The sequence below is a fragment of the Parashewanella sp. 2304DJ23-3 genome (assembly GCF_056591695.1).
In genome coordinates, this window is the sequence record NZ_JBWQOH010000001.1 from 580,422 (window position 1) to 607,295 (window position 26,874).

General features: G+C 38.8%; 20 protein-coding genes. 8 read left to right on the forward strand and 12 right to left on the reverse strand.

Annotated features, from left to right (window positions below; all coding sequences use genetic code 11):
* Positions 1 to 79 precede the first annotated feature (79 nt).
* Entirely contained in the window at positions 80 to 886 is an 807-nt protein-coding gene (locus tag AC1EU2_RS02535) for a DUF6776 family protein (protein WP_480296424.1), read from the reverse strand.
* A 39-nt stretch (positions 887 to 925) separates the two neighbouring features.
* Between AC1EU2_RS02535 and AC1EU2_RS02540 the strand changes: the two genes are divergently transcribed.
* From AC1EU2_RS02540 to AC1EU2_RS02555, 4 genes are all read left to right on the forward strand, one after another.
* Complete coding sequence (locus AC1EU2_RS02540) at positions 926 to 2,653, forward strand: chloride channel protein (protein ID WP_480296425.1); 1,728 nt, start codon at positions 926 to 928, stop codon at positions 2,651 to 2,653.
* 154 nt (positions 2,654 to 2,807) lie between these two features.
* On the forward strand, positions 2,808 to 3,821 hold the full coding sequence (locus tag AC1EU2_RS02545; RefSeq protein WP_480296426.1) for an aspartate carbamoyltransferase: 1,014 nt from the start codon (positions 2,808 to 2,810) through the stop codon (positions 3,819 to 3,821).
* A gap of 24 nt (positions 3,822 to 3,845) precedes the next feature.
* Positions 3,846 to 5,126: a glutamate-1-semialdehyde 2,1-aminomutase gene (gene hemL, locus AC1EU2_RS02550; protein ID WP_480296427.1), complete on the forward strand. Its 1,281-nt coding sequence runs from the start codon at positions 3,846 to 3,848 to the stop codon at positions 5,124 to 5,126.
* Between the two features lie 214 nt (positions 5,127 to 5,340).
* On the forward strand, positions 5,341 to 5,754 hold the full coding sequence (locus AC1EU2_RS02555; protein WP_480296428.1) for a hypothetical protein: 414 nt from the start codon (positions 5,341 to 5,343) through the stop codon (positions 5,752 to 5,754).
* Between the two features lie 84 nt (positions 5,755 to 5,838).
* On the opposite strand, the gene AC1EU2_RS02560 is transcribed toward AC1EU2_RS02555, so the two are convergent.
* On the reverse strand, positions 5,839 to 6,288 hold the full coding sequence (locus AC1EU2_RS02560) for a GNAT family N-acetyltransferase (protein ID WP_480296429.1): 450 nt from the start codon (positions 6,286 to 6,288) through the stop codon (positions 5,839 to 5,841).
* A gap of 207 nt (positions 6,289 to 6,495) precedes the next feature.
* On the opposite strand from AC1EU2_RS02560, the gene AC1EU2_RS02565 reads away from it, so the two are divergent.
* A complete protein-coding gene (locus AC1EU2_RS02565) occupies positions 6,496 to 7,032 on the forward strand; it encodes a L,D-transpeptidase (protein ID WP_480296430.1) in 537 nt (178 codons plus the stop codon).
* Positions 7,033 to 7,319: 287 nt separating this feature from the next.
* Positions 7,320 to 8,216, forward strand: coding sequence for a phytanoyl-CoA dioxygenase family protein (locus tag AC1EU2_RS02570; protein WP_480296431.1), 897 nt, complete (start codon positions 7,320 to 7,322; stop codon positions 8,214 to 8,216).
* A gap of 23 nt (positions 8,217 to 8,239) precedes the next feature.
* Here the strand turns inward: AC1EU2_RS02570 and AC1EU2_RS02575 are convergent, their stop codons facing one another.
* The 9 genes from AC1EU2_RS02575 to AC1EU2_RS02615 form a co-directional block, all read right to left on the reverse strand.
* Complete coding sequence (locus AC1EU2_RS02575) at positions 8,240 to 11,716, reverse strand: hypothetical protein (protein WP_480296432.1); 3,477 nt, start codon at positions 11,714 to 11,716, stop codon at positions 8,240 to 8,242.
* A gap of 327 nt (positions 11,717 to 12,043) precedes the next feature.
* On the reverse strand, positions 12,044 to 13,831 hold the full coding sequence (gene ggt / locus AC1EU2_RS02580) for a gamma-glutamyltransferase (protein WP_480296433.1): 1,788 nt from the start codon (positions 13,829 to 13,831) through the stop codon (positions 12,044 to 12,046).
* Positions 13,832 to 13,929: 98 nt separating this feature from the next.
* Positions 13,930 to 16,326, reverse strand: a complete 2,397-nt coding sequence (locus AC1EU2_RS02585) for a TonB-dependent receptor plug domain-containing protein (RefSeq protein ID WP_480296434.1) — start codon at positions 16,324 to 16,326, stop codon at positions 13,930 to 13,932.
* A 187-nt stretch (positions 16,327 to 16,513) separates the two neighbouring features.
* On the reverse strand, positions 16,514 to 16,996 hold the full coding sequence (locus tag AC1EU2_RS02590; RefSeq protein WP_480296435.1) for a hypothetical protein: 483 nt from the start codon (positions 16,994 to 16,996) through the stop codon (positions 16,514 to 16,516).
* Positions 16,997 to 17,106: 110 nt separating this feature from the next.
* A complete protein-coding gene (locus tag AC1EU2_RS02595; protein ID WP_480296436.1) occupies positions 17,107 to 18,543 on the reverse strand; it encodes an ankyrin repeat domain-containing protein in 1,437 nt (478 codons plus the stop codon).
* Positions 18,544 to 18,638: 95 nt separating this feature from the next.
* On the reverse strand, positions 18,639 to 19,694 hold the full coding sequence (locus AC1EU2_RS02600; RefSeq protein WP_480296437.1) for an efflux RND transporter periplasmic adaptor subunit: 1,056 nt from the start codon (positions 19,692 to 19,694) through the stop codon (positions 18,639 to 18,641).
* A complete protein-coding gene (locus AC1EU2_RS02605; protein WP_480296438.1) occupies positions 19,691 to 22,783 on the reverse strand; it encodes an efflux RND transporter permease subunit in 3,093 nt (1,030 codons plus the stop codon). The genes AC1EU2_RS02600 and AC1EU2_RS02605 overlap by 4 nt, the downstream gene beginning before the upstream one ends.
* Before the next feature lie 107 nt (positions 22,784 to 22,890).
* Entirely contained in the window at positions 22,891 to 23,280 is a 390-nt protein-coding gene (locus tag AC1EU2_RS02610) for a hypothetical protein (RefSeq protein WP_480296439.1), read from the reverse strand.
* A 61-nt stretch (positions 23,281 to 23,341) separates the two neighbouring features.
* A complete protein-coding gene (locus tag AC1EU2_RS02615; protein ID WP_480296440.1) occupies positions 23,342 to 23,680 on the reverse strand; it encodes a hypothetical protein in 339 nt (112 codons plus the stop codon).
* A gap of 379 nt (positions 23,681 to 24,059) precedes the next feature.
* On the opposite strand from AC1EU2_RS02615, the gene nhaD reads away from it, so the two are divergent.
* Together nhaD and AC1EU2_RS02625 are read left to right on the forward strand one after the other, a co-directional pair.
* The gene (nhaD, locus tag AC1EU2_RS02620) at positions 24,060 to 25,307 is read left to right on the forward strand and encodes a sodium:proton antiporter NhaD (protein ID WP_480296441.1); all 1,248 of its coding nucleotides are present in this window, start codon (positions 24,060 to 24,062) and stop codon (positions 25,305 to 25,307) included.
* Between the two features lie 74 nt (positions 25,308 to 25,381).
* Positions 25,382 to 25,735 carry a VOC family protein gene (locus AC1EU2_RS02625; RefSeq protein ID WP_480296442.1) on the forward strand — a complete coding sequence of 118 codons (354 nt, stop codon included), beginning with the start codon at positions 25,382 to 25,384 and terminating at the stop codon, positions 25,733 to 25,735.
* 73 nt (positions 25,736 to 25,808) lie between these two features.
* Here AC1EU2_RS02625 and AC1EU2_RS02630 read toward each other — a convergent pair whose 3' ends face one another.
* Positions 25,809 to 26,873, reverse strand: coding sequence for a general secretion pathway protein GspB (locus AC1EU2_RS02630; RefSeq protein WP_480296443.1), 1,065 nt, complete (start codon positions 26,871 to 26,873; stop codon positions 25,809 to 25,811).
* Between the last annotated feature and the right edge of the window lies 1 nt (position 26,874).

Below are 26,874 nucleotides of genomic sequence, written 5' to 3' on the forward strand. Positions count from 1 at the left end.
TGGAACGCGCTCAGTTAATTATTCTCATACTCATAAGTATAATTATCTAATACCTTAGTGAACTGTTCAAGTATTCTGCTCAAGAAGCTGGAACTTCACCTTTAGTGGCTTGCTCAACACCTTTTTGTTGCTTCTTCATATATTCGTCTATGGCTTGTTGAGTTTCTTGAGTTTCATCTGCAAGTAATTTCTTCAAGTCAAAAGTGCGTTCTGTTTCTTCTGCACTAGACCAACGAGTCGCAGGCACCTTGACCTTCACCTGAACTTCTTTCCAATCTGTGCCAACTGGTAATGTCAATCGAGCTTCTAACATCTGGAAAAATCGAAACTTAAACTTAAACTCATTTGAAACGAGTTTATTAATTGACTGAGTGACTTCTTTACCATCTTTTACGCCAATCAAGGTCAGCTCAGCAAAACCAGCTAGAGAACGACGACGCTTTTTTTGTTGAGTGAGGATCAAAGTCAAATCGTGTTGACCACCGACAATCGATGGTTCAAACGTTAAATCATGGATACTGACACCTTGAGCTGCTTTTTCTGGTGCCATAATACTTCGGTAAAATGCTAACTCTCTTTCTAAATCCTTTAGCTTGTTTCGTTGCTCAACAAACATCATCTCCATATTGGCATTCGCTTGTTTCTCAAGCGTAATTTCAAGATTTTTGCTGGCCAGATCCTGTAAGTGCTTGCTGTTCTCTTGCTTGAGCGTCTCAAATTGTGCTGACTTTTTCACTTTGACAGGTAAAACATCTTGATAAGCATGATAGCCAAGTGCGCCAATTAGAAACGAAATAATAATAACGATAAATAAATATCTATTGATAGGAAGATAATTACGCTCTATCACTTGCAGGCGGTTTCGCCAACGCTCATAATTTACCATTAGCTTTTGCTCAAAAAATTAAAGGATTAGGTTTATTTAGTGCATTCTACATTAAAAGCGATAATTAATTCTCATAGAATTACCAAAGCACGTCAGTACTTAACGGTTGATTTACGCAATCACCTTTCTGAAGGTAAAACGAGTATTCAACTTTGCTTGCTCGCATTACTGTTTGCACTGATCGCATCTGGCATAATTATTCTCTTCAGACTTTTATTGAATGCCTCTTTTCACTTTACAGAACTTAAACATATTAACCTCCGAGACAGTCTTTGGGATTGGCGGTATTATTTACCCATATTAGGCGCAATAGTAATATGGCTTTTGGCCCGTTATACCAGTTCGAAACGCTACAAACGGATGGGGATAGCTTATGTGATGCATCGCTATAAACTCCATTATGGAAAAATCCCACTTCAATCAGCTCCCGGACAATTTTTTCAAGCTCTCGCAGCATTAGCCTCCAATTTCTCTGTAGGTCGTGAAGGCCCAGCAATTCATTTGGGCGCAGTGAGCGCCAGTGTACTCGCAGAAAAATTTAATCTTCCAGACAATAGCGTCAGGATCATGTGTGCCAGTGGTATCGCAGCAGGTATTTCAGCCACCTTCAATGCCCCTTTAGCCGCAGTAATTTTTGTCTTCGAAGTCATTATTCGTGAATATCGCATTCACTATTTTTTTCCTATTTTATTATCCGCAGTATGTGGCGCCGTAACCAGTCGGTTAGTATTTGGTAATGTGCATGAGTTTGATCTTATTCAAGTGATTCATATTCCATTGAGCCATTATCCAGTCCTATTGATTGGTGGAGTCATGCTCGGTTGTTACTCTGCATTTTTTAATTTTTCACTATTAAAAATCACCAAATTAAGCCATGAATGGCCCTTGCATACCAAATTCCTGTTGGCCGGTGTTGTTACTACCATTATTGGATTGTTTTTACCTCATGCATTAGGCAGCGGTGATTTAGCCATAAATCTCGCCATTGAAAATAAAACCGCAATATCTTTATTGATAGCCTTATTACTTGCAAAAACACTAGCAACCGTTTGTGCTGTTGGCTTGAGTATTCCTGGAGGTCTTATTGGTCCTCTTTATGGAATTGGTGCGCTTTTAGGCGCTATATTAGCCTTGATCAGTGCGATGCTATTCCCTTCTAGCATTCCCTACATTGGCCTCTATACCGTGATTGGAATGACGGCCGTAATGGGAGTTAGCCTTAGTGCACCGCTTGCAGCATTAGTCGCACTTTTAGAACTAACAAACGATGCATCCATCATTTTGCCTGCAATGTTTGTTACCATTCCTGCTTTCTTGACTGCTTATCAATGGTTTAATTGTCGCTCAATATTTTTTAAACAATGTGAAATGATGGGGCTAGGCTACAAAGTTCCCCCTCTGAACCTAGGGCTGCAAAAAACTGGTGTCAGAGCCTTGATGGACTCTCGTTTATTAGTCGTCAAACAAAATAGCGAGTTGCTGCTTGAAGTGATGAAACGAGCCCAAGGTCGACCTGTTTTAAGCAGAACAGAAAACGGACACGTTGAAATGCTCAAGCTTGAGTTTCAAGCGGATGGTGAAAACACGGTACTGTCATCCCATCCTGTTAAGCTTTTACCTGATACAGCATCTGTTGATGAAGCTTATAAACTCCTTGCAATAAAACGAAGTGGCGAAGTGGCTATTTATCAAGGGACAAAAGATAACTTAGTTGGCCTCATAAGCTGGGCGCACTTACAACAAGAAATAAGAAAAGGCCATGTTTAGCCTCACATGAAAATACACTTAAAACATTCACCTCCATTTGGTCTCGGCTTTCTAGGTTTAACAACTGACTGAGCTTTGGTACAATTGCGCCTCAGCCAACCCTACATAATAATTTGGCAGTAATTACTGCCCCAAGCTACTGGAATACAGGCTGATGACACATTTAGAAGGACAGCACATCCTTTCGGTTAATCAACTTAACCTAGATACAATCAACACTATTTTCTCTGTCGCAGATCGTATGCAACCTTATGCATTACGTCATAGAAGAACCAATGTTCTCGAAGGTGCCATTTTAGGAAATTTATTCTTTGAACCGAGTACACGTACTCGTGTCAGCTTTGCCAGCGCCTTTAACCTTTTGGGAGGCAGTGTTTCTGAAACTGTCGGTATCGGTTCCTCTTCATTATCGAAGGGCGAGTCACTTTATGATACGGCGATGATGATGGCAACATACTCTGATGTCATAGCTATGCGTCATCCAAAACCGTTTTCAGTAGAAGAGTTCTCAAAAGGCAGTACTGTTCCCGTAATTAACGGTGGTGATGGCGCAAATGAGCACCCTACCCAAGCATTGCTTGATTTATTTACTATCAAAAAAGAACTTGAATCAAAAGCGAGAAATATTGATGGCATGCACATCGCTTTACTTGGCGATTTAAAACATGGCAGAACGGTTCACTCATTGTCAAAGTTGTTAGCACAATATGAAAATATTCATTTCAGCTTATTAGCACCGAACGAGCTGCAAATGCCTCAATATGTGGTTGATGAAATTACAAATGCTGGTCATCAAGTTTCCATCCACGATTCGATTGAGGGTCATGCGGCTGGTGCTGATATTTTGTATCAAACCCGAATTCAAGAGGAGCGCTTCCCCTCACAAGAAGAAGCAAATAAATACCGCGGAAAATTCAAACTCAATAAAGCAATTTATCAGGGTCACTGTAAAGACAGTGCGGTAATTATGCACCCTCTACCTCGTGATTCACGCTCTGACGCTAACGAGCTGGATAACGATTTAAATGACCATCCAAACTTGGCGATTTTCCGCCAAGCGGATAACGGTTTGCTTATTCGCATGGCTTTATTTGCACTCACACTGGGTGTTGACAGCCAGCTTGAGCAATACGAGCTACCGGTAAACTGGTACTCACGCAAAGGCTAACTTAAATTTTAGAAGGACAAATCAATGACCCGTTCTGATACGCTGTTTGAACAGGCTAAACAAAGCATCCCTGGTGGTGTTAATTCTCCAGTGCGTGCCTTTAATGGTGTAGGCGGTACTCCTCGCTTTATTGAAAAAGCAGATGGCGCTTATGTTTATGACGCTGATGGTAATGCATATATCGATTACGTTGGTTCATGGGGGCCTATGATTTTAGGTCATAACCATCCTAAAATACGCCAAGCAGTATTAGATGCGGTTCAGAACGGTTTATCTTTTGGTGCACCAACAGAACTTGAAATCACTATGGCTGAAAAAGTCATCGAGATGGTGCCATCAATGGAACAAGTTCGTATGGTAAGTTCCGGTACTGAAGCGACAATGAGCGCAATCCGTCTTGCTCGTGGGTTCACTAGTCGAGACAAAATTCTTAAGTTTCAAGGCTGTTATCATGGCCATGCTGATTGCTTATTAGTGAATGCGGGATCAGGTGCGCTTACCTTAGGTCAACCAAGTTCTCCAGGCGTGCCTGAAGATTTTGCTAAGCACACACTAACAGCAACGTATAACGATATTGATTCAGTTAAAGCATTGTTCGAAACATACCCTGAAGATATTGCTTGTATCATCCTTGAGCCTGTAGCGGGCAATATGAACTGCATTCCTCCTGTAGATGGTTTCTTACAAGACTTACGTGATGTCTGCGACCAATATGGGGCACTTCTCGTCATCGACGAAGTAATGACTGGCTTTCGTGTTGCGAAAGCTGGTGCACAAGCTCATTACGGCGTAACACCAGATCTAACAACCTTAGGTAAAGTGATTGGTGGTGGTATGCCTGTAGGTGCATTCGGTGGTAAGAAAGAAGTAATGCAGTACATTGCGCCGACAGGTCCAGTTTACCAAGCTGGTACGCTTTCAGGTAATCCAATAGCAATGGCTGCTGGCCTTGCACAAATGGAAGCCTTGGAAGAAGCAGGTTTATACGAAGAGTTAGCTCGTAAAACGAAATATATTGCTGAAGGCTTTAAAGCATTAGCTGATAAGCACAACATCCCAATGGCGATCAACTATGTTGGCGGCATGTTCGGTTTCTTCTTTACTGAAGAGCAAAACATCACTCGTTTCGATCAAGTAACGAAGTGCGATATGGAGCGTTTTAAAGCTTTCTACCACGGTATGCTTAACGAAGGCGTTTACTTAGCACCGAGTGCTTATGAAGCTGGTTTCTTGTCTATGGCTCATGATGACGCAGCATTAGAGAGAACGCTTGAAGCTGCGGATAAAGTTTTAGCTTCTTTGTAGTTCGTTCATTATAGTCAACTCATGCCTCGTTTTTACGAGGCATTTTTGTATTAAAACAAAAATCACTTTGCATCAATAAACTCTTATATTTCAACCTACTAAATACAACCTTGTTAAAAAAACTAAACTATAATTAACTTTACTTTCAATCGTATTGATCAATATTAAGAACTATCTAACTTAGCTATTATCTTCGCTATTTAGGAGGTCTCTCATGAGGGCTGCTCTATCAATACTCTCACTACTCGCCTGTTTTAATGCACACGCACTTACTGTAGGAAACCAAAAGCTTGATCATAAATTTGCTGCGTATGAATGCTCAGCAAAAGGAAATTCAAATGGACTAATCTGTTTGTTTAAGAAAAATCAAGTTTGTATATCTGCACCATATTCTTCAGATACAAACGGCGTTTTATTTAACGTTGTAAACTCAAAGTTTGATGACCATATCAAGGATTATACAGTTGAAAGTGATCAAAATATTTCAATAATTCAAGCCCAAAATGATACGCAAAAAAAATCGATGATTATCTCTTTAAACAAACCTTACAACGTGGTTGTCACTCCAGTATCTGATACCTGCAATTTCTATACTCCACCGAATAACTTTAATGAAAAAGCTAAATAGTATCAGTACTCATTGAAGATAACTTTAATGGAAAAAACACTATAACTAAGTGATATTTTACATCACTTAGTTTGTTTCCTCATTCTAACTGGCATGCCATTCCATAATGGTTTCATCATACTCGTCTTGTTCAACCACATGAAAATCAAAACGCTCGAAAAAACCTTTCATCACATCATGTCCTTCAACGTAACAAATCGAAATTGCGTTACAGTTTGGAATGTGCTTTATCTCTTCTAGTACAAGCCTTACAGCTTCAGTACCATAGCCCTTCCCTTGATGCTGAACATCAATCATCAACTGGTCGATAAATACCTCATTTACTCTATTATCTTTGTGATTTGGGTAATACTGAATAAAACCAACAGCTTCATCATTCAGATATACACCTCGATTAACATAATCATCATGAAATTTTGAAGCGGCAATCGACTCTGAATTTAGGGCTACATAATTTTCTTGTTCTTTAGTAATTTCAAGCTCTACCATATCAACCCAGTTATCCTTGGTGATATCCCTCAAATTTATACTCATTAATAACATCCTTTGTAATCATGAAATTAAGATATAAGGATAAATTTATACATTTAAAGTCGTCATGCTCTAATTGATAACAACTTCACGGTAGATAACACCTAAATACTATTTAAATGCTTAATTAATGGTGTTAGCTTAAATTCGATTTGCTGCAATTCGATAAAAGATTTACTCAGAGAATAGATAAAACTTTAAGGAATTATCATGAACATGGACAGCCAACTTCAAAACTACTTGAATGACCTTCCGGAACAATCTTATGCAATTCAAGTTGATATCACGGATCAACGTTGCTATGTCTTCAAGCAAAACTCTGAAGTATTTCGTATATATGATGTTTCAACTTCTAAAAATGGAATTTCTAACGAATCGGGAAGTAATGGAACACCAACAGGATATCATTATATCCACGATTGCATTGGTGAGGGCGAACCAATAGGTCGTTGTTTTAAAGGAAGAAAAGCACAACAAGAAATTATTCCTATTGATTATGTCCAGCCTGACTCTGAAAGTTCTCATGATTATGTGCTTACTCGAATATTGTGGCTAAAAGGCCTACAAGAGGGGGTTAACTTAGGAGGCAATGTTGATACTTACAATCGATTCATCTATTTCCATGGCACAAATGCTGAATATTTGATTGGCACTCCATCGTCTCACGGTTGTATCAGAATGAGAAATGCAGACATCGTAGACTTATACTCGTTCATCCAACCAGACACCCCTGTGTTTATTGGGTAATGAGCTTAATTTAACCTTTGCAAAGTTAGGTATTAGCCTTTTATAAGTATGAAAATTAAGACGAAGGGCATGTGCCCAAGATAGAGCATTTTTGGCAATAACTGCCTGAAAGTTCACTCTATCATTTGCGTTTGATGCCAAAGATTAAAGCCTTACTCATGCTAAAACATGCGTACTATCTCCCTTAGGCTCAAAGCGCACTCATTAATGCCTTAATAAAAATTATTATTGGCACAGAGAATGTGTAATATTTAAGTCAGCCTAATAATTAAATACTCGGGTGAAATATGCGATCTTATTTGTCAGAGGCTCAAATTTCAGATTACGCAGAAAATGGGTTTATCTGTCCCATTCAAGTCTTACCCCTTGCACAGACAGCTGAGTTAAGAAAACGGCTAGAATTAATAGAGCAAACTCAAGGTGGAAAATACACTCAATTTCAGTCCAATAAATCTTACTTGCTATATGATTGGGCTGACCAACTGGTTAATCTCCCTACTATTCTTGATGCCATAGAGTCCTTAATAGGCAAAGATATTATTTGCTTAATGACAAATTTATTCATTAAGGAGCCCGGCAGCAAATCGTTTGTTTCAATGCATCAGGATGCCGCTTATTGGGGAGTTGAAGCCGATGACGTCATAACGGCTTGGGTTGCCCTCAGTCCTGCCACAAAAACATCTGGCGTAATGAAAGTTGAGCCTGGTAGTCATCACCATCTCCGGAAACAAGTTAATACTTACTCATCAGATAATTTGCTTTCTCGTGGTCAAACGATTCCAGAGCAAGCTCTCTCTCCAAGTAACAACGTTTATATGGAGTTGGCACCGGGTGAAATGTCACTTCATCATTTCAAGCTTGTGCATGGTTCAGATCCGAACACCTCTAACGACAGGCGCATTGGTTTCGCAATTCGGTATATAGCAGCAAAAGCAACAGTAAGCGCCAATAACCAATCAGGGCTTTTAGTTAGGGGAACAAATAAGAGCAATATAAAACTTGAAAAAAGAATTACGCAATTAAGTCAAAGAGAGAGAATCATCGAGCACGCAAAAGCAATGAGAAAATTAGTTACCGTTATGCTTTCCTCAGGGAAAGAAACACCGTTTTTTGAGCGTGTAAGGCTTTTTATATTTCGTTGGGCTGCTATTTGTCTCACCTATTGGAGACAAATAATGTACTAATATTTTTAGGTATCCCTAAGAAGCTACGCCTTTTGTTGCTGTGCCTGATAATTGAATATTGAGGTTACAGTATGAGTTATCCCTCTAATAAACTTGGTAAAAAAGAATAACCCTCTATCGCCACCAAGCATATATTCTTCAGCATAGAGAAAGTTTTTAGGGAATTCGATATCTACAGGATTATTGTTTGAGTAGACTTCTGTACTTAAATGCCCTCTAAGAACATCTGCTGAATATGAATCACTCTTTATATGCTCTTCACTTTTAGGATAATTAGGGTTTACTCTGAACTCTTCTTCATCTGTCTGTTTTGCTGACCAGTAAACTATTTCTTTTGCCGTTTTAGTAAAGTAATTCTCATAATCCTCATCAGAGAGTTGAAGAACTTTTTGTAATGATAGATCATAGTCATTGAAATAACCTTGTATTAATAAGGTCATACATTTTTCTAAAATTTCTCTGACCTCTTTGCAAGATTGAGGGTTTTTATAGTGATAATTAGGGTTTCCTCTCATAAATCGAGCCACTAAGACTTGCGAGGCAAATAATCCTTGAGCTAAGAATTCTCCAAACAGTAACTGTTCTTGAATATCATCCGGGTGAATGTCTGAATTTAAATCAAACGCTTTAAATTCTTCTCGAATTTTACTGAATAAAACGCTATCTCCAATGTCACGTAAACCATCATGACCAATATCCGGCTGGTCAGTTGCTTGAGCCAACCACGTTGTTAGCACCCCTGTATGAGTAAATTGGGTATCCCTTCCGTATAAAGAGTGGAACATCAACAACCTTCTATCTTCAGTAACATTATGAAAAGCAGGAATAACACTGGTAAATACAATGCCTAAGGAAGCAAAAACACCAATATCATGTATTGCATTGTATATCCCCTCAAGCCCTTCAAAACCTTCTTTTCCTTTGGCTGCATTCTCAGGAGCCTTAACTTTAAAAGCAGGTAAACCATATTCTTTTGAAGCAGTGTAATGAAATACTTGATAATACTGTTTACCGTCTACTTCTATCTTTTCTAAATCATCTTTAAATTGATGTCCTTGAGCATCTAATACCTCACATGGAATTTTGAATAATCCTTTAAATTTTGGATAACGACTTTTTAGCCTCTGCTCAAGCTCAGGGGTCTTACTCAAAGTATCATAATAACCAGCCTCTCTTGCCAAATCTTCGAACTTTTCACCCTTTCGAAGTATCTTTAAGTGATGGCATTGGTCTTCTTGTTCTGCTCGCAGAGTTCTCCCACTTATCACTTTATAATCTACTTGGCTTTCAGGAAGCTCAACTCTTATTTCTCCTGAAGCCGAAGCAATAAACTGCTCGACCTTAGTTTCAAATTTTTCTCCTTGGTTAAAACAACTTGGCTCAAAACCTGTATTTTTGTAGCAAGATAATAACAGCTCAAGTACAAAAGGATTATGAGTCTCACGCTGAAATCTAGCTTTTAATAATGGATTAACTTCATCATAGAGTTCGCTTGCTTCAACATTACAATTTGGCATTTCATCAGGCCTGAATAGAAAATTAGCCACCATTTCAAACTCTTGAGGAGTCAGAAGGTCTCCAAACCACTCTTGGTCATCCTTATAGTCATTTTCTAGGAACAAATCGAATACATTTGCTTTTGAAGTCATAACAATAATTTTTATCAGACTTTTCCTAATTTCTGGAGAAGTTACGATTTTAAAGAGCTTTAATTTTTCGCTATCATTGAAATAAATAAATGATTCAAGAATACTTTGTTCAACTAGCGCTTTATTTTGTGTTTCCGCAAGTTGATGAGACTGCTCAAGATCAGAATTTTTAATACAGCGAAGTAAAAAGTAGCGCTTAGCTTTTGTATCTAATAACTGGCTTCTATCAGCATCAGGTAAGTCAAGAATAAATTGAGCGATAACTTTTGCATTTTTAGCAACACCAACGGATTGCAGGTGCACTGTTTGCATAGAGACCCCATTTAAATACGTACTCAAAAATTCAGTATTTAAACTGGAAGGGCTAACCTCACATATTTTATCTCTGTTCAGTAAACATGCTTTAAGCTCAAATTGCGCTACGGTTAAATCTACATCTTCGAGCGTTTTAAAGATTTTCACAACTTCAGTTAATGATTGAATATCCCCACGACACAGCCCTAATAAAATTTTAGTGGTTAATTTATTCTTAGGAATTTCATCAAGCTGAATGTAACGATTACAAGTGACCATTTGCAGATAATCTTCTGAAGACCACCTATTTTTTATAACTTCTGGTACATATTTTAGTGGGCTACTGACTTCTCGATAACCATCTTTCACACTTACGAAGTGAATTTGAGGCCTTAAGCAAAGCGCTTTGCATACTTTTTCGGTTCGTTCAGCTTCACTGAGTCTTAGAAATAATGTGGGGCATAGAGTCACAGCCTGAGTAACTACGTCTTCATTTTTTAAATGGTTAGGAATGATGAGTTTTTCTGGCTGATAAATGCTGCTACACGCCACGAATAGCATTTCTTTTGTTTGATAAGATATTGGTAAACTTGAAAAAGCACTTCCCTTCAATCGGCATAATTTATGATAAAACGCCTCTTGTGCTCCATCTATTTTGGCTTCTAATGCTGCACTCCCAATTAGAGAGGCGTCTTTTCTACATGCATGTAATAGCAAAGCTTCATATGCTTCGCTTTTTTGTATTTTATCAGGCAATACAAAAACACTTTCTGGAGAAACTCCGACGAATACTCTTGCCAGTTCTATATCAATTAAATCTTCTCTTTCAGCTAAAATTTTAGCGACTAAATCAGTCTCTGCTCTGCTTTTTTGTAAAGCCCTCTTACATGTTGATGTATACCAAAGTGAACTTGGAATATCAGTTAACGGATTAAACTTTTCAACGTAAGCTATTTGAAGTTCTTCTTTTGCCTTTAAATCATCATCTAACTTGAGAAAGTGTTCAGAATTGTTTTCTATCAAGCTGACAAGCTCTTTCGTGCTCATACTTCTATAGTCAACTGGTTCTGTATTGGCCTTTTCGTGTTTATCTACATTAAATTTATTTCTTGATTTAAATGGTTCGTTATAAAGAAAACGTCGTGGAATTTGACGAAATAAAGTCCTACCAAAATAACTACGCAAAGCTTGAGTTTCTTCTTTACTTAAAGGCTCAATCTTTTCAAAATAACTTTTACCTTTTAATTTAGACAAATGGATTAAAGCATTTCGAGTTTCTTCGGAAATGATGGAGGGACGCTCTGTTTTGTCAGATTCTTTTTTACTTTCAACTCCAGTAATTTGATATTTTTGTTTTATCGATTTAGCAGCTCCTTCCGTTTGCACTAAAGGGGGAGTAGTTTTGATAAATTGAGCAAGTTTTATAGGATCACTTTCACTCTGTTCAACTTTTAGTTTTACTCCCACAGCTGAAAGTGTTACCGGAGCTTCTTCTTCAAATGTACAACTATAATCGACAGGTTTTATATCTGCTTGTTCAGTTTTTAGAGTAGACATAGCGCTCTTGGGGTGCTGTATTTCCTTCCAAATTAGCACCATAGAGCTTTAATAAAATGATGATTAATAGAGGTTAACTTGAATTAAATATATAAAATTTAATTCATTTTTTTGCTTAAAACACTTTAGTTCACAGTCAATTGATTTGTAATTTACCCAAATTGATTTTAATTAAAAATATTTGATTTTGTTATCACTTCACCGAATATTTTTTAGGTTAATGTTCAAAAAAATGCTTTGAACAAATGGCATTTGATATCTTAATATCTATTCAAAATAGCCATAAATATACCAAATGCCAAAATACTAATTATCAATAATTAATTTTTAAAAGCCTAAAGCTGCAGCTCCTGGCCTTCTAGGATCTGCTGAGCCATAAAAATACCCGTCTTTAAACATAATCGACTGAGTACTGCCCATTGAATTTTGCGAAGTTACAACCTTATGTCCTTTGGCTTTTAAAAGCTCAATTGTGTCACTATTAAGCCCTGGCTCTACAAGAATTTGATCTGGTAGCCATTGATGGTGAACACGAACAGCATGTGTCGCTTCTGCAATATTCATATCATGATCTACCACATTCAAAATCACTTGCATTACCGTCGTGATAATTCGGCTACCACCAGGGCTTCCTGTAACCAAAAACGGTTTACCATCTTTCATCACAATGGTTGGCGTCATCGAGCTTAATGCACGTTTTTTGGGCGCAATAGCATTGGCCTCACCTCCAACTAAACCATAACCATTTGGCGAACCCGGTTTAGCCGAAAAGTCATCCATAACGTTATTCAATAAAATACCGGTACCTTTAGCTACAATGCCTGAGCCATAAGAATAATTAAGCGAATAAGTGTTAGATACCACATTGCCAAACTTATCCATCACTGAGAAATGAGTCGTATCAGGACTCTCAGGTAATGGAGGTGTTCCCGGATTCACATCTTTTGAGGTGCGAGCTTTAGCCAATGAGATTTGAGCAACAGTTTGCTTGGCATACTCATCACCGGTTAACCATTTTATAGGAATATTATTGAAATCAGGATCGCCCAAATGCTTGCTTCTATCAGCATAGGCTTGACGCATAGTTTCACTCATCAAGTGAATCGTCGCAGCAGTATTGTGCCCCATGTTTTTCAAGTCGAATTGCTTAAACACGTTGAGCATTTGTGCGATGTGAACACCGCCAGAACTTGGTGGAGGCATAATCACTAAGTCATGGTTTCGATAGCTTGTTCGAACAGGTTCGCGTTCAGCAACGACATAGCTTCCCATATCAGCTTGAGTAACCAAGCCACCACCATGTTTCATGTCAGTAGCAATTCGTTTAGCAATTTCACCTTTATAAAAAGCATCAGGCCCTTTTTTTGCAATTTGCTCAAGCGACCACGCTAAATCTTTTTGATACAGGGTTTCGCCAGCTTTTAACGGTGTACCATCTTCGTTAAAGAAGATTCGTTTTGCTTCAGGATCTTTCCCTAAGCGTTTTGAAGCATAAACCAGTGAGAAAGCTAAATCATCAGTCACTTTAATGCCGTTACGAGCCAAATCAATCGAAGGTTGTAATACTTCAGCAAGGCTCATGGTGCCATGCTCTTTTAATGCTTTAGCAAAAGCTGCAACCGTACCCGGTACACCAAACCCTTTACGAGTGTAACGCACAGTATGTTTGTCGACACTACCATCTGATTTGATATACATGTTACGGCTCGCCGCAGCCGGAGCCATTTCTTTGTAGTCTAAAGCAACAAATTTATCTTGCTCTGCTAGATAAACCAACATAAAACCGCCACCTGCAAGATTACCTGCTCGGGGTAAAGTGACTGCCAACGCGAACCCAACTGCCACAGCCGCATCAATGGCATTCCCACCACGCTTTAAGATATCGACACCCACTTGGGAAGCTAACACTTCTTGGCTGGCCACCATGCCATTACGCGCAATGACAGGATGAACAATGCTGCTGTATTCCAATAATGGCGTAGCACTTTGAGAAGACAGTGTTATAGCTGATGAAGCCAATTTATTGTTTGATTCAGCAATGGCTTGGCCTGCTGAAAGAAAAAAAACAGCACTTAATATTGATACCGTTTTTTTGAATCCTCTATTGATAAACACCAACTTCTCCATTTTTAACGACTCAGTAACTTTTACTTTGAAAAATAAAAATGCCAGAGACAAGCTCTGGCATTCAACATCATCAGCTTAAAAACTGTTTAATACTTATATTTAGCTGTTAAGTAATAATAACCGCCATTGAACCCAAATGGCGCATTCGCCTGTGGGTATACAAAGTTACCGAAGAAGCGGTTATCTTCAGGACGCTCATCAGGGTATGTATCAAATAGGTTTTGAATGCCACCAGATAAACTTAAGTTATCAGTAAGTTGATAATTAGCGGCAATATCCATAGTCCACTTTCCACCAAACTTCACGTTTCCAGCTGAATAACCAATGATGTAAGAACCAAAGTAGTTAGCTCTAACCGTTGTAGTTAAATCACCATAAGAGTGAGTAAAACCAATGTTACCTGTGTTTGCCGGGGTCGCTTCAGTCATTCTTACACGTTCACGACGGTCAAATAAGTCATCTTCTGTACCGCTAAGTACTCCCGGCAAGTGAATGCTATCAATCTCAGTTTTCTTATATGAATAAGCTAAGCTGAAATCAAATTCACCAAGACTTTGAGTTTCAACCTTTTGAGAAGCTACAAGCTCTAAACCTTTAGTTGTAGTATCTACCCCATTAACAAAGAAACGCGCATTTTCTGCAGCCGTGTTTGCTAAAATAGCGGCAACTTCAGGAGATGTTTCATCGTTAACAGTACCAGAAAGTACAATACGATCTTCTAGCTTAATTTGATAAGCATCTAGCGTCACGCTAAAGCCATCATGGTTATTAAATACAATACCTGCAGTTACTGAGCGAGACTTCTCAGGATTTAAATCACCACCACCGAGTGCATGGGTGATGTCACTAACAGTATTAAACGTACCAGTCTCTTGTGGTTCAAGAAGACCAGTAGCAGGGTTTAAATTGAACTGCGTAGAAATACTGGTGTAGTAAAGCTGCTGAACACTCGGTGCACGGAAACCTGAATCAACCGAACCACGGAATGCTAAAGAGTCAGTTAAATCATAACGTGCAGAAAGCTTAGCGCTGGTGTTTGAACCAAAATCAGAATAGTTCTCATAACGTAATGCTGCAGTCCAATTAAAGTCATCCGTTAATTGGTTTTCGGCTTGTACGTATACACCTTTGTTGTTACGGCTTTCATTAACTTCAGATTCTGGGGTAAAACCAGTGAAGCCCTGGCTTCCACCAGATTTACCTTGATAATCACCTCTGTCATACGAACCTAGCTCGCCGGCTTCAATTTCATAAGCATTACGACGATAGCTAACACCTACAGCTAAACCAAGCTCAGAATCGTTGAAAAAATCAAAGCTGTTTGATGCATCAACGCTAATGTTTGTTTCACGAGTCGCTAAAGTACCAGCGTAAAACTCGTTAGGGCTTGATGGACCATATGAAGCGTTAATGGTTTCTGCTACATGATATTCAAATTCATTAGTGCCGTGACCAATAGAAACATCGAAGTCCCACTCTGCCGCAGTAAATTTAGTTCCAACGTAAAGTGAAGCATCTAATACTTCAGGCTCAAGTTTTGGTAAGAAACCATCTGGGTAAACTTCTAATACGTTTCTGCTATCTGCTGGACGACGGAAGAAAGCGCCAGAACTAGTCTTACGATCACTCACGCCACCAAACGCATATAAAGATACGTCTTCAGTTACTGAGTATTCACCGTTAAGCATAAAGGCGTAGTTTCTGAAATCAGCATCACCAATTTCGAATACGTCTTTGTTTACTGTTTCTTCGCGAGGGTCTGGGCTACCATCCGCTAATTCAGGATAAAAATCACGGTTATAAACGCCTGAGCGATCTGTTGCAGCTTTATCATGGATTTCAAGGCTAGTATTGATAAAGCCTTTACCACCTAAGTCAAAACCTTGGTTCCAGCCAAAACGAACTTGCTCACCGTCACCTTCATAAGTTTGACCCGTAGTTAGTTCTAACTCACCACCTTGAGCGTTATCTTTTAATACGATGTTGATCACACCAGCAATAGCATCTGAGCCATAAAGTGCCGCTGCACCATCACGTAATACTTCAATACGTTTGATTGATGTTAAAGGAATTGCGTTTAAGTCTACGCTAGAAGAACCTTTACCCACGGTACCGTTAGTGTGAACTAAAGCACTGCCATGGCGGCGCTTACCGTTAACCAAAACTAATGTGTGATCTGGAGATAAGCCACGTAAGCTTGCAGGACGAACAGCATCAGTACCATCTGTAATTGCAGATGTTGGGAAGCTAAAGCTTGGTACTGCATATTGCAGAGCTTTAGAGGTTTCAAGAAGACCAGTAGCTTGAAGCTGTTCACCGCTAATTACATCTACAGGAAGTACCGTATCCGTTTCACTTCTTACGGCAATTCGAGAACCAACAACAGTAATTTTTTCAATTGAAGATGTTTCGTTGGCTGCCATAGCACTTGGCAGAGAAACGAAACCTAGGCTAATAGCCATTGCTAAAGATGTAACGCGCATGTGACCCCAGAGATAAATTTTGGTTATACGTAAAAATAGGGTGCGATACTAACAAATACGTTTTTATAACAAAAAGTACTAAAAAGGATTTATTATATAAAAATGTTTTAAAAATAGAGCAAATGTCAACCAAATAAACATTGATTAATTAAAAGAGACTTTTTTGATACAAAACGTCAGCACTTTTTTAGTAAGGATTTAGCACAGTTATCCCAAATTCTTCTCGTAACTGCCAAAGCGGTGTGTCCAAATAAGGTTCTGGCTCAAACCAAGCCCACTTCTTTTTCATTCTAATTCCACGAGACACAGCAAGAATGCAAATTGGAATTAATGAAACCAATCTTAGATATACTCTAAACTTGCTTTTGTATCGTTTTACATAGCTATTAAGCACGACATCATAATCAACGAGTTCAAAAAATTTTAAGTATTTTTTTATCGTCATATCCGTACCAAATAACGTCAGCACGTCATTAATTGATTCGCCTCTAAGTTGAAATGGAATGGTGCCAAAAATAACGTGGGTGCAGTCATGGCAATAAAACCAACGGCTGGCTTCACTCTCACCATCATTGTTATTTAAGTGTTCGTAACCAGCAGTATACTCTTCAACCCCTTGCCTTAGGGTTAATTCGCTGTTTTGTTGAAGATATTCGAAATTGCGTTTCATGAGTGCACCACTTGGAATTGATGATCTATAAATATAGTCCGATAAGTGTCGAACAAGTAGTGCATTTAATAGGTCTTTTCTATGTATATTGAAGGCATTGGAATATATTTTTATAACACTGTATCTCCCTCGGTAAGGGCAGATACTATTTCAAACTCACTTATAGAACGTTCTTGAAGAGACACAGAAAACACTAAATTTTGTCTTAATGATTCCATAAACTTTCTATATTCAGGGTTCTTACTAGACTCTTTAGCTAATTGAATTACATCTTTTCCATCAGAGTTTTTAATTTTCAAAAGTTGAGGTAATAAACCTACTTTTTTTGCATGTCCGATTATCAATCGAGCACAGGTAATATGCCCATATTGTGCAGTGTTTAAAAGAGGAGAATTATTTGGTCCATTATTAAGAATCTTGGCATTTTTACTTAATAAACACTCCAGGATTTGTATTCTATTATAACCTGCAGCCAAATATACTGCAGACCACCCATTTTTATCCTTAACGTCTATATCACCTGATTTATCAAGAACCTGCTCAAATATATCAAAATCACCCAAACGAATGGTTTCCATTAAAGGTGTGTTACCACTTTTGTCAGCAACATCAAGCTTTACTCCTGCCTCAATCATCATCTCAACAATGTCTTGATCCTTAGATTTTAATGCTAAAAGTATCGCAGGGACACCTGCAGAATTTTTAACATTTAAATCTATACTTTGTTGTATGAACAATCTAATCAGATTAGGTGCAGGACTTTTAAGTGCTAACGCTAAAGTTAAAGCAGGTGAGCCATCTGAATCTTTAACATTTACACTTGCTCCATATTTCAATAATAATCTAATTAGATTCGGGTCAGGGTTTTCTGATTTTAGCGCTAATATTAGAGCTGTAACACCTGATGAATCTTTAGTATCTACATTTGCACCACTTTTAATTAACAGCCTTGCAAGGTTTTGATCTTTAGCTTTAGTAGCTAAAGTTAAGGCTGGTGTACCTGCTGAATCTTTAACATTCACATTAGCCTGCAAAGCAATTAACTTTTCAGCTAAATACCCCCATCCTTGCATAGTGCACACTTTTAACAGGCATTTAGTTGCGTCTTTAGGTAACAAGCCAGCTTCTAAAACCACTAGTGCCATCTCTAAATTTTCCGATTCTATGACCGCATCTAGAAAGGCATCACTTGTCATACAAGTTGTACGAGTTACACATCCAGCTTTTAGTAGACGACTAAAAGTAGCAGACTCTCCTTTTTTACAAAGCTTTAAAAGATCTTGAGGGGCATTTAACTTATTTTGCACATCATCTATCACACAATCGATTTCCAATGATCCAAAACCTTTGCCTTGTAGATGAAATGAAACTATTGAGTCATTACGAGAAAGTTTTGCTACGTATGTTCGTGAGCTGTCACCTAAAGTTCCGCCGACAACACGAAACTCCACAAGCTTTCCTGAGCCCAATTCGTATAGTCTATTTAAATCGAAACTATGAAGTATAACTTTCGAACTCGCCTCTAAGCCCACATCAACTTGCAACATAAATATAACGTCTTAAAATTACATAATAAAATGATACATGAGGCAATTGATTGAAATATATGAAATTAATTAATTCTAAGTTAAGATTTATTAATCTAAACCGAATTAAGCTCCTTAACCATTGTTACCAATTGCCCTTCTTGTAAGGTTTCTGCGCCACGAATCACCACCTTATTTTCTGAAGATAGCTCACCATTTACCGCAATCCATTCTCCATCACCGTCACCAAGTTCGACGGCTACTTTGTGAGCTTTATTATCAGCATCAACGATAAATACAAAAGCACCATTCGAACGTAATACCACAGCATCTCTAGGTACTAACGTGGTGAGCGCTTTCGGTGCAATGGGTAACGCTAAAGAAATCAACTCACCGACACTGAAACTGTCTTCAATACCAATGGGTAGATCCATGCGAATCTCAAAAGTTTGAGAACGAACATCGGATACAGGTATTAAACTTCTCACTGTTGCGACAAAATCACCACCATTATGGTAAACCTTAAGTTCATCACCTACCCTAACTCGTTTACTGTAGCGCAAAGGAGCATGTAGACGAGCTTCGAGTCGATCAGGGTCAGTTATCGAGACAATTGATGTTGCACGATTAATATCTTCCCCTGCTTGTCGTAAACGTTGTGTGATAATGCCCGAGAATGGTGCTCGAAGTTCGGTTCTGCGAATGTCATCTTCAATAACATCCAATTGGAGTTTTGTTAATTTGAGGCTAGCCAGTGCCAGATCTCGTTGTGATTTAGCATCATCCATTTGAGTTTCTGAAGCATGATTACTTTGATTCAGTTTTTCTAAACGTCTGTATTCACGTTCTAACCTTTTTAATGACACTTGATCATGCTCAATTTGTGCTTGTTGTTTTGCTTTATCGAGCAATAATCTTGCTTGTTCGATACGAGCGACAACGTCACCTTTTTTGATGATAGTACCTGCATCTTGCACCCACTCAAGCTTACCTTCTATCCCTGCGGTCAGTTCAGCACTCTGGCGTGAATACACTGAACCAATGATATTGATCTTTGGTGATAATGGTCGATTTTGTACTTCAACAATACTGACTAACTTTGCAGGTTGCTCTGCAGTAAATGCTGAGGGAGCTAACAATAACCCCACAAGTGCGATTGTTTTTAATTTCATAACTCACTCCTTGTCGTACTTGGCATCCAAGGTAAAAATGAAAAATTTAAGGTGTCGGTCAATCTTAATAAGCTCGGCATTAATATCAGTGTAAATAAGGCACTGAACGTCATACCGCCAACAATAACCGATGCTAAACCTCGATAGATTTCACTGCCTACACCAGGCACTAACATTAACGGTAACATGCCAAAAATCGAGGTTAAGGTACTCATATAAACAGGGCGAGCACGAGTTCGAACAGCTAATTGAATGGCGTTGTCGATATCCAAACCACTTATGACGCCTTGACGTGTTTGATCTACGAGTAAGATAGCGTTATTAACCACCAGTCCAAGTAAGATAATAAAGCCGATCATGGTCAACAAATCTAAACTTTGAAAACTGAACACATTTAATAAACGTAAACTTAATACCCCACCACAAATTGCTAATGGCATTGAAAGTAATACCAGTAAGCTATCTTTTACCGACTTAAATAGTGCCGCCATCAATAAAAATAGAATGAGCACAGCCAAAGCAAAATTGGTGCTCATTTGATGTATGGTTTCAGCGAGTTTATCTGAACTACCTCTAAACTTAACAGAGCTACTATCCGGTAATTCTGATCTAATTTTAACCAGTGCTTTTTGGTTTAAAATCTCTAAAGCTTGATCCAATGACATATCTGCTGGCGGAAAAACTAATAAACTCACGCTGCGTTTTCCATTTACTCTTTGCAACTGCGTCGGCCCTACCGTTCGTTTTATGTGTGTCAGTTCGCCAATAGTTTGAATTCCCGCTGCGGAAGTATAAATTGGCGTAGCCGATAGCTGCTCCGGATAATCCCAATCAGGCCCTTTTAGCAACACATCCATGCGCTCGTTACCGTCAAAATACTCGCCAACAAACAACCCTGATGTATACGCTCTTACTGCACTTGCAACTTGCGCTTTATCTACACCTGCTTGGGCGAGTCGTCTTTCATTTGGAACTAACTGTAATTCGGGCTGTGAAAGAGAAAGACCTGGGATAGGCCGAACGACCGAGCCCGGTAGCGCTTCGTTGACATGCTGCATGCCTGAAGCTGCGGCAGTCATCAAGGCTTCCATATCCGGTCCTTGTAAATCAATATTGATTGCGCGTCCGCCGTTGAATCCGAATTGTAATAATGAACCTCGGTTTGTGAATGCTTGAGTGTCTGGTAAACCCACTAAAATTTCATTGTTGAGCAGATCTATCATTTCATCAGCTTGAGTAGGATCTTCCGGGTAAATAAATAAAACGTTAAATGCTGAAAACATCGAAAAGTTATAACCTTTGATAAAAGGCTGTTTTTTCTTTTCATAGTACGGTTTCAAACGCTCAATAATCGGTTCGCCCACCTCTTTTTCAAGCGTGGCAACGTTGGCTCCTGGTGGCAAAGCAAAAAAGGCAAAAATACCATCTGACTTAGCTTGAGGTAAAAAGTCAGGACGAGGCATCATCAAAAATGTAAGTACTGCTGTACCGACAATAAGCAAAGCACACCAAATGGCGGCTAATTTTTTCGTAGAAGTCAGCCCCTGAATTTTATTGGTAAGGGAATCCCAAAACACACTGTCTGATTTAGACTTTAAGGAACCTAATTTTAGCCACAATAAGCTGAATACAGGCAGCAAAGTGACGGCACAAACAAACGATGAAACAACCGCAACAGAAAGTGTTAACGCTAAGTCAGCGAACAATTGCCCTTCAACACCGTTCATAAATAGAATCGGCAAAAAAATCGCAACAGTGGTCGCAGTAGATGCCATTAATGCGCCGCTGACTTGTGATGTTCCTTCTAACACAGCTTGCTTTAAAGGTTTACCTTGTTGCAGCATACGAACAATATTTTCTTGCACAATAATCGCAGCATCGAGCACTAAACCAACAGCGAAAGCTAGCCCAGCCAGTGAAATAACATTTAACGTTCTTCCCAATGCCTCCAATGCGATAAATGCTGCCAATAATGCTACCGGTATGGTTGAAGCAATCATCAATGTTGCAGGAAAGCTTCTCAAAAAAAGATACAGCACAACTAAGGCCAACAGCACACCAATAGCAAGGTTACCTTTCACTAAGGCAATCGCCCGCTTAATGTGAATTGAAGCATCAAATGAAAGATCCATCACTAAACCGGCTTCAGCTAACGGTCCCTCATTCAATTCTTTTATTGCTTTATTAACACCTTCCAATACCGAAACTGTATTAGCATCAAATGTGCCTTCTAAAGTGATATAAAAAGCTGGATAACCATTTCGCTTGGTAAAACCTTGCGGATCGGCCGACGAAATTTCAACATCGGCGAGTTCATTCAAATAAACAGGGCGCCCATTATTATAAGTAAGAATGAGTTGGCCCAAATTATCTGGATGATACTGGCCAACAAAGCGAACCGTATATTGCCTTCGCCCGACATTAGTTGTTCCGCCGGAAACATCAGATGCTCTTCGAAGTACATTTCTAAACTGATCAATGGTTACACCCAGTGCCGCTGCTCGATAAGGGTCAAAACGAATATGGAGTTCTTTAGGTAGTCGGCTCTGTAGGTTGACATTAGCGACCCCCATTATCTGTCTAAGCTTAGGCTCAACAACATCGTCTATCAGTTTTTGATAACTACCAAAATCGGTATTTTCATTGTCCGGAGCCGTTCTAATAAGAAGTGAAGCGAGGTTTGGCGCACCTCTGCCGCCGCCGACATTGATAAACGGTTCATTAGCATCAAGAGGCCTTGGAGGGGTTTGATTTAAAGCATTGATGACATTAATCATCGCCTCTTGCATATTACTGCCAACTTCAAATGTAAGCGTGACGCCACCAAACCCTTGAGATATGTTTGATTGCATTTCAATCACACCCGGAACTTGCCTCAGTACATTTTCTTGTGGTTCAACAATATTTGACTCCATTTCTTGTGGAGCGGCGCTGCGCCAATTATTAAATACAGAAATTTGAGGTTGTTGAATATCGGGAAGTAGTTGAATGGGAAGTTTTGAGGCGGCTAATAAGCCAAAAACGGAGATAAGGAGTAAAGCAACAATAGTACCTGCAATATTTGAGGTAGCAGCTTTAGTAAGATTCACGCTTCGTCCTTGTTGGTACTTCTATATTGACGTGTATCTTACTCTTTTCATTTAAAAAAGCTTTTGCAAAGTGTTACAAAGGTTTTCGATTGTCTTAACTATAAAGTTTACACTAAACCAAGACCATTAAACTGTTGGCGTCTATGCAAACTTTCTGGAGTTAAAAAGTCTCTAACAAGCCTATCAAAACTAGCCCCTCTATCAAGTTCTGCGGCAACCCAAACTTTCGTTTTCGGATCAATCAATTCACTTGCAAAAAAATCTTCCATAGAAGCGAGAGCGAGATCAAGTTCGGCTTCCATTTCTGGTTGCATATGGAATGAGCCTACCAGCATTCCAGCAAAAATTAGCTGAGGATGCTCTTCATCATTTCTTCGATAGCTTCTTCCACCGAATCGAACTTCTCCACTTTGAGCTTCTGTTTGAATCTCATTATTGAAGATTTGAGGATGGAGGTCAGCACTAAAAACATGACTATTAGTAATATTAAATCCCACCTTCTGCCCTCCTCTTTACCTAATTTTAAAAATACCTAACTTAAATTATAGTTGATTTACATTAACTTCTGAGAGGTACGTCAACTAAATCAAACTCTAAGACTTGTTTTAAGATCGGGTTCACCTTTTCCATAAATTCTGTGATGACCTTAAAGCCTTTCACTCCAGCTCTTTTTGCGAAACCGCCGTCATGTTTTTCTTTAAGTTCATTAAGCCCCGAAACAAAATAAGCATTAATAAGTGGCATGCTTGCAAATGGAGCGAATGACTCTAAATGTTCGACTTGCTCAATGAGCATGTTCATATTGTTATTATAGCTTGAATCATTGCCTGCATCTTTCTTACACACGTGTTGACCGTTTACTAATAATGATGAAGTGGTAGCGTTATAACGGTTCATAATAATTTCGCCTAATTCTGAGTGACTACATGCTTAAGTATATACATCACATGTAAACTCGATATTTGCGCGAGATTAACCTTGATTAACGATGAAGAGTTCAACAATTGGGAATTAGAAATATGAATTTTATCTAAGGCCTTAAAATGAAGATTAACGATAATTAATACACTCAAAAAAACCTCATAACTAACTGTTAATTAACTATAACTATGTTCTGTTGAACATTGCCATTTTTACAGTTTCGTTGAACATGAACAGATAGTATGTTCTTATTCATCAGATTTTAATCTTCGACACGAAGTCACTCAAATTCAAGGATTTAACCTACACTAAAATCAACATCAAGACTATTTTTTAAAATTGGCGGAATCGCATAATGTTCAACATATTCATGATTGCTTTAGCTGTTATTGCCTTAATCACCATTATTTTCGAAGACATTACCGGAATAAATAAAGCAAAAACAACTCTATTTCTAGGATGTTTTTCCTGGGTTTGTTTATTCGTAGCAGCAGGCACACCTCAAGAAACACAAATCGTCTCAAAAGAACTCAATGAAAACTTACTTGAAATCGCCACACTTTGGCTTTTCTTAATGTCGACAATGACTTTTGTGGCTTACTTAAACTCAAAAGGGATGATTCAGGTTATTGTTCAAAAGATATTCCCAAGTCAAATCACTGTAAGAATGCTGATGATTGGTGTTTCTCTGTTTGCACTTATCCTGTCAACTTTTTGCGATAACGTAACTGCTTCTCTGGTCACTTTAGGGCTAGTTAGCACGTTCAAATTGAGTTCAGAAATAAAGCTGAAAATGGCCGTTCTTATTATTTTTGCGGTGAACTCTGGAGGTGTTGCGCTGATTACAGGTGATGTAACCACGCTAATGATATTCTTGAGTGGTCATGTAAAAATGTCAGAACTCGTCACTCTTATTGTTCCTGCTGCTATAAGCGTTATTCTACTATCGTTCTTATTTTCTTATAATATCAAAGGCACAGTCAGTACAGAAAAAGTCGAACGCACCTATAACACAGTCGATGTCGTTATTACGGTACTTTTCTTTAGCACTATTGTATTAACAATGCTGCTTAATATTCTTTTTGCCATTCCACCGGTGTTAACTTTCTTAACTGGCTTGTCAGTGATGTTTATGACTGCAACACTTGCACACCCAAACCGCAGCGAAGTGAAGATATTAGAGTATATTCGTCAGGTTGAATTTGATACTTTGCTTTTCTTCTTGGGTATCTTGTTGATCGTGGGCATGCTAAAACAAATTGGAATGCTTGACACTTTAGCTCAAGTCTACAGCCAACATAACCCTAACTATTCTAACTTCTTTACTGGTATGTTTTCAGCTCTACTCGATAATGTGCCGCTCACAGCTGCCTTATTGAAGGCTGACCCAACACTTACTACGGCTCAATGGTTAGGCCTGACATATGGCGTTGGTGTTGGTGGTTCGCTACTCGTTATCGGAAGCGCTGCAGGGGTAGTAGTAATGAGCCGAGTAAAAGAGCTGACTTTTGCAAGCCACGCAAAGTTCTTCCCGCTTCTGTTTATCTGTTATTCAATTGGTTATGTACTTTCTGTTTACGTCGGTCATTATATTTTCGGCTAAAGATCAACACTAGTGTCATAATTAAAATATAGGGTGATATGCAGTTTCACCCTTTTTTATTTCAAGGAAGAACAATGAAACCCATTTGTGTGCAAACCATTTACGTCAGTGATCTTCAAAAATCTTTAAGCTTTTATCAACAGGGGCTTGAGCAAAAAATTGGGGAACAATATGGAGATTGTATTGTACAGTTGCAAGGTGAAGGCGCAGCGCTAATTTTACAGCAAATTGAACTAGGTACACTACCAACAAAGCCGCAGACTAAACTCGCTTTCCAATCAAATGACATTTATGCCGATATCGAACGCTTAAAAGCTACTGGTGCAACCGTATTACATGATCAACCTCAGTCATGTCCTGTCGGCGTTTATGTGGCATTTGAAGATATAGATGGCATTGGGTTTGAACTGCTTCAATTTGAGTCGTGATACAGACCAATTCATCACTAAGCATATCTAAAGTCTTGTTGAGTTTTACTGGCTCAGGAACAAAATTCACGACTTACATAGCAGGTACTCTAAATTTCTCACCAGCTACTTCTAGAACTACATCTCTAGGGCGAATTTCAAGGATTTTCAACTTGCCCCTAATCTTATCCCCTTCTTTTAACTCTTGCCCATTAACACTTAAACGACGCTGTGAGGGAATAGACGAATACATGTGAGCGTTGATATTGAACTCAGGTACTTGTAACTGAACGCCAGCAGGCAGTTCACCATAACTCGGTACGTTTGGATACTTTGTTTGTGGTAGTCCTGTCATCATAGAATCTTTTTTATCAGACGCTCGAATGGATTTTTCACGCTCAGTATTTCTTAACTTTGCATCAATCTCTTTTACTAATTCATCTTGATGATGCTGATTTTGTGTTTTTAAGCCTACATCGGTTGCGGCTGCATCAATTTGACGTTTCAAAGCTTCCAGCGACAGTTTTTGTTGCTGTTGATTCGTCAATGTTGACTCAGTATCTGAAGAAGCTGGATTTGATTTCGTATCAGCATGAATTCTTGCTAACTCATCTTCACTTGGCTGACGCCCTAAAATTATTGGTTTATGAAGTAGAGGTTGCCCACTCGAACTGTTTTGTTCGTTTGTCGATACATGTTGCTGCTGTATAGCTTGATTAGAAGGTACATTAATCGAAGCTGAACCTTCACTCGTAGCAACAGTATTATGCGCAGTTTGAGCATTTACAGGCTTTGGTCTTGCTTGCACAGTCGTTGGTGAGTAGACCTGAGAAATCGGTAAAGCAGACTTACCGGCGATTTCGACATTCTTAATTTTAGCTTGAGCGGGTTCAACTTGAGTGTTCTTTGGCAGAGTAGGTTTAACGGCCTCTTTTACTTGAGGCTTTTGCATTTGCACAGTTGCCGTACGGTGTGATGTAGCCAACAACCACGCAGCAACAATTGCCAAAAACAAAACTAAGACACTGACACCTATCTTGATGGGTAAATTGTCGTTTTTATGCAGTTCGGCGTATTGTTGCCTTGGTGTTAAAGCGGGATCGATTACATCGGTTTGTTGCTGCTTACTCTTAGTAACTGCATCTAATAAAATTGACATA

Excerpts from the sequence above, each read along its gene's own strand:
- AC1EU2_RS02535 (WP_480296424.1), bottom strand. The coding sequence starts at position 886 with ATGGTAAATTATGAGCGTTGGCGAAACCGCCTGCAAGTGATAGAGCGT.
- AC1EU2_RS02545 (WP_480296426.1), top strand. The coding sequence starts at position 2,808 with ATGACACATTTAGAAGGACAGCACATCCTTTCGGTTAATCAACTTAAC.
- hemL (WP_480296427.1), top strand. The coding sequence starts at position 3,846 with ATGACCCGTTCTGATACGCTGTTTGAACAGGCTAAACAAAGCATCCCT.
- AC1EU2_RS02555 (WP_480296428.1), top strand. The coding sequence starts at position 5,341 with ATGAGGGCTGCTCTATCAATACTCTCACTACTCGCCTGTTTTAATGCA.
- AC1EU2_RS02560 (WP_480296429.1), bottom strand. The coding sequence starts at position 6,288 with ATGAGTATAAATTTGAGGGATATCACCAAGGATAACTGGGTTGATATG.
- AC1EU2_RS02565 (WP_480296430.1), top strand. The coding sequence starts at position 6,496 with ATGAACATGGACAGCCAACTTCAAAACTACTTGAATGACCTTCCGGAA.
- AC1EU2_RS02570 (WP_480296431.1), top strand. The coding sequence starts at position 7,320 with ATGCGATCTTATTTGTCAGAGGCTCAAATTTCAGATTACGCAGAAAAT.
- AC1EU2_RS02575 (WP_480296432.1), bottom strand. The coding sequence starts at position 11,716 with ATGTCTACTCTAAAAACTGAACAAGCAGATATAAAACCTGTCGATTAT.
- AC1EU2_RS02585 (WP_480296434.1), bottom strand. The coding sequence starts at position 16,326 with ATGCGCGTTACATCTTTAGCAATGGCTATTAGCCTAGGTTTCGTTTCT.
- AC1EU2_RS02590 (WP_480296435.1), bottom strand. The coding sequence starts at position 16,996 with ATGAAACGCAATTTCGAATATCTTCAACAAAACAGCGAATTAACCCTA.
- AC1EU2_RS02595 (WP_480296436.1), bottom strand. The coding sequence starts at position 18,543 with ATGTTGCAAGTTGATGTGGGCTTAGAGGCGAGTTCGAAAGTTATACTT.
- AC1EU2_RS02600 (WP_480296437.1), bottom strand. The coding sequence starts at position 19,694 with ATGAAATTAAAAACAATCGCACTTGTGGGGTTATTGTTAGCTCCCTCA.
- AC1EU2_RS02615 (WP_480296440.1), bottom strand. The coding sequence starts at position 23,680 with ATGAACCGTTATAACGCTACCACTTCATCATTATTAGTAAACGGTCAA.
- nhaD (WP_480296441.1), top strand. The coding sequence starts at position 24,060 with ATGTTCAACATATTCATGATTGCTTTAGCTGTTATTGCCTTAATCACC.
- AC1EU2_RS02625 (WP_480296442.1), top strand. The coding sequence starts at position 25,382 with ATGAAACCCATTTGTGTGCAAACCATTTACGTCAGTGATCTTCAAAAA.
- AC1EU2_RS02630 (WP_480296443.1), bottom strand. The coding sequence starts at position 26,873 with ATGTCAATTTTATTAGATGCAGTTACTAAGAGTAAGCAGCAACAAACC.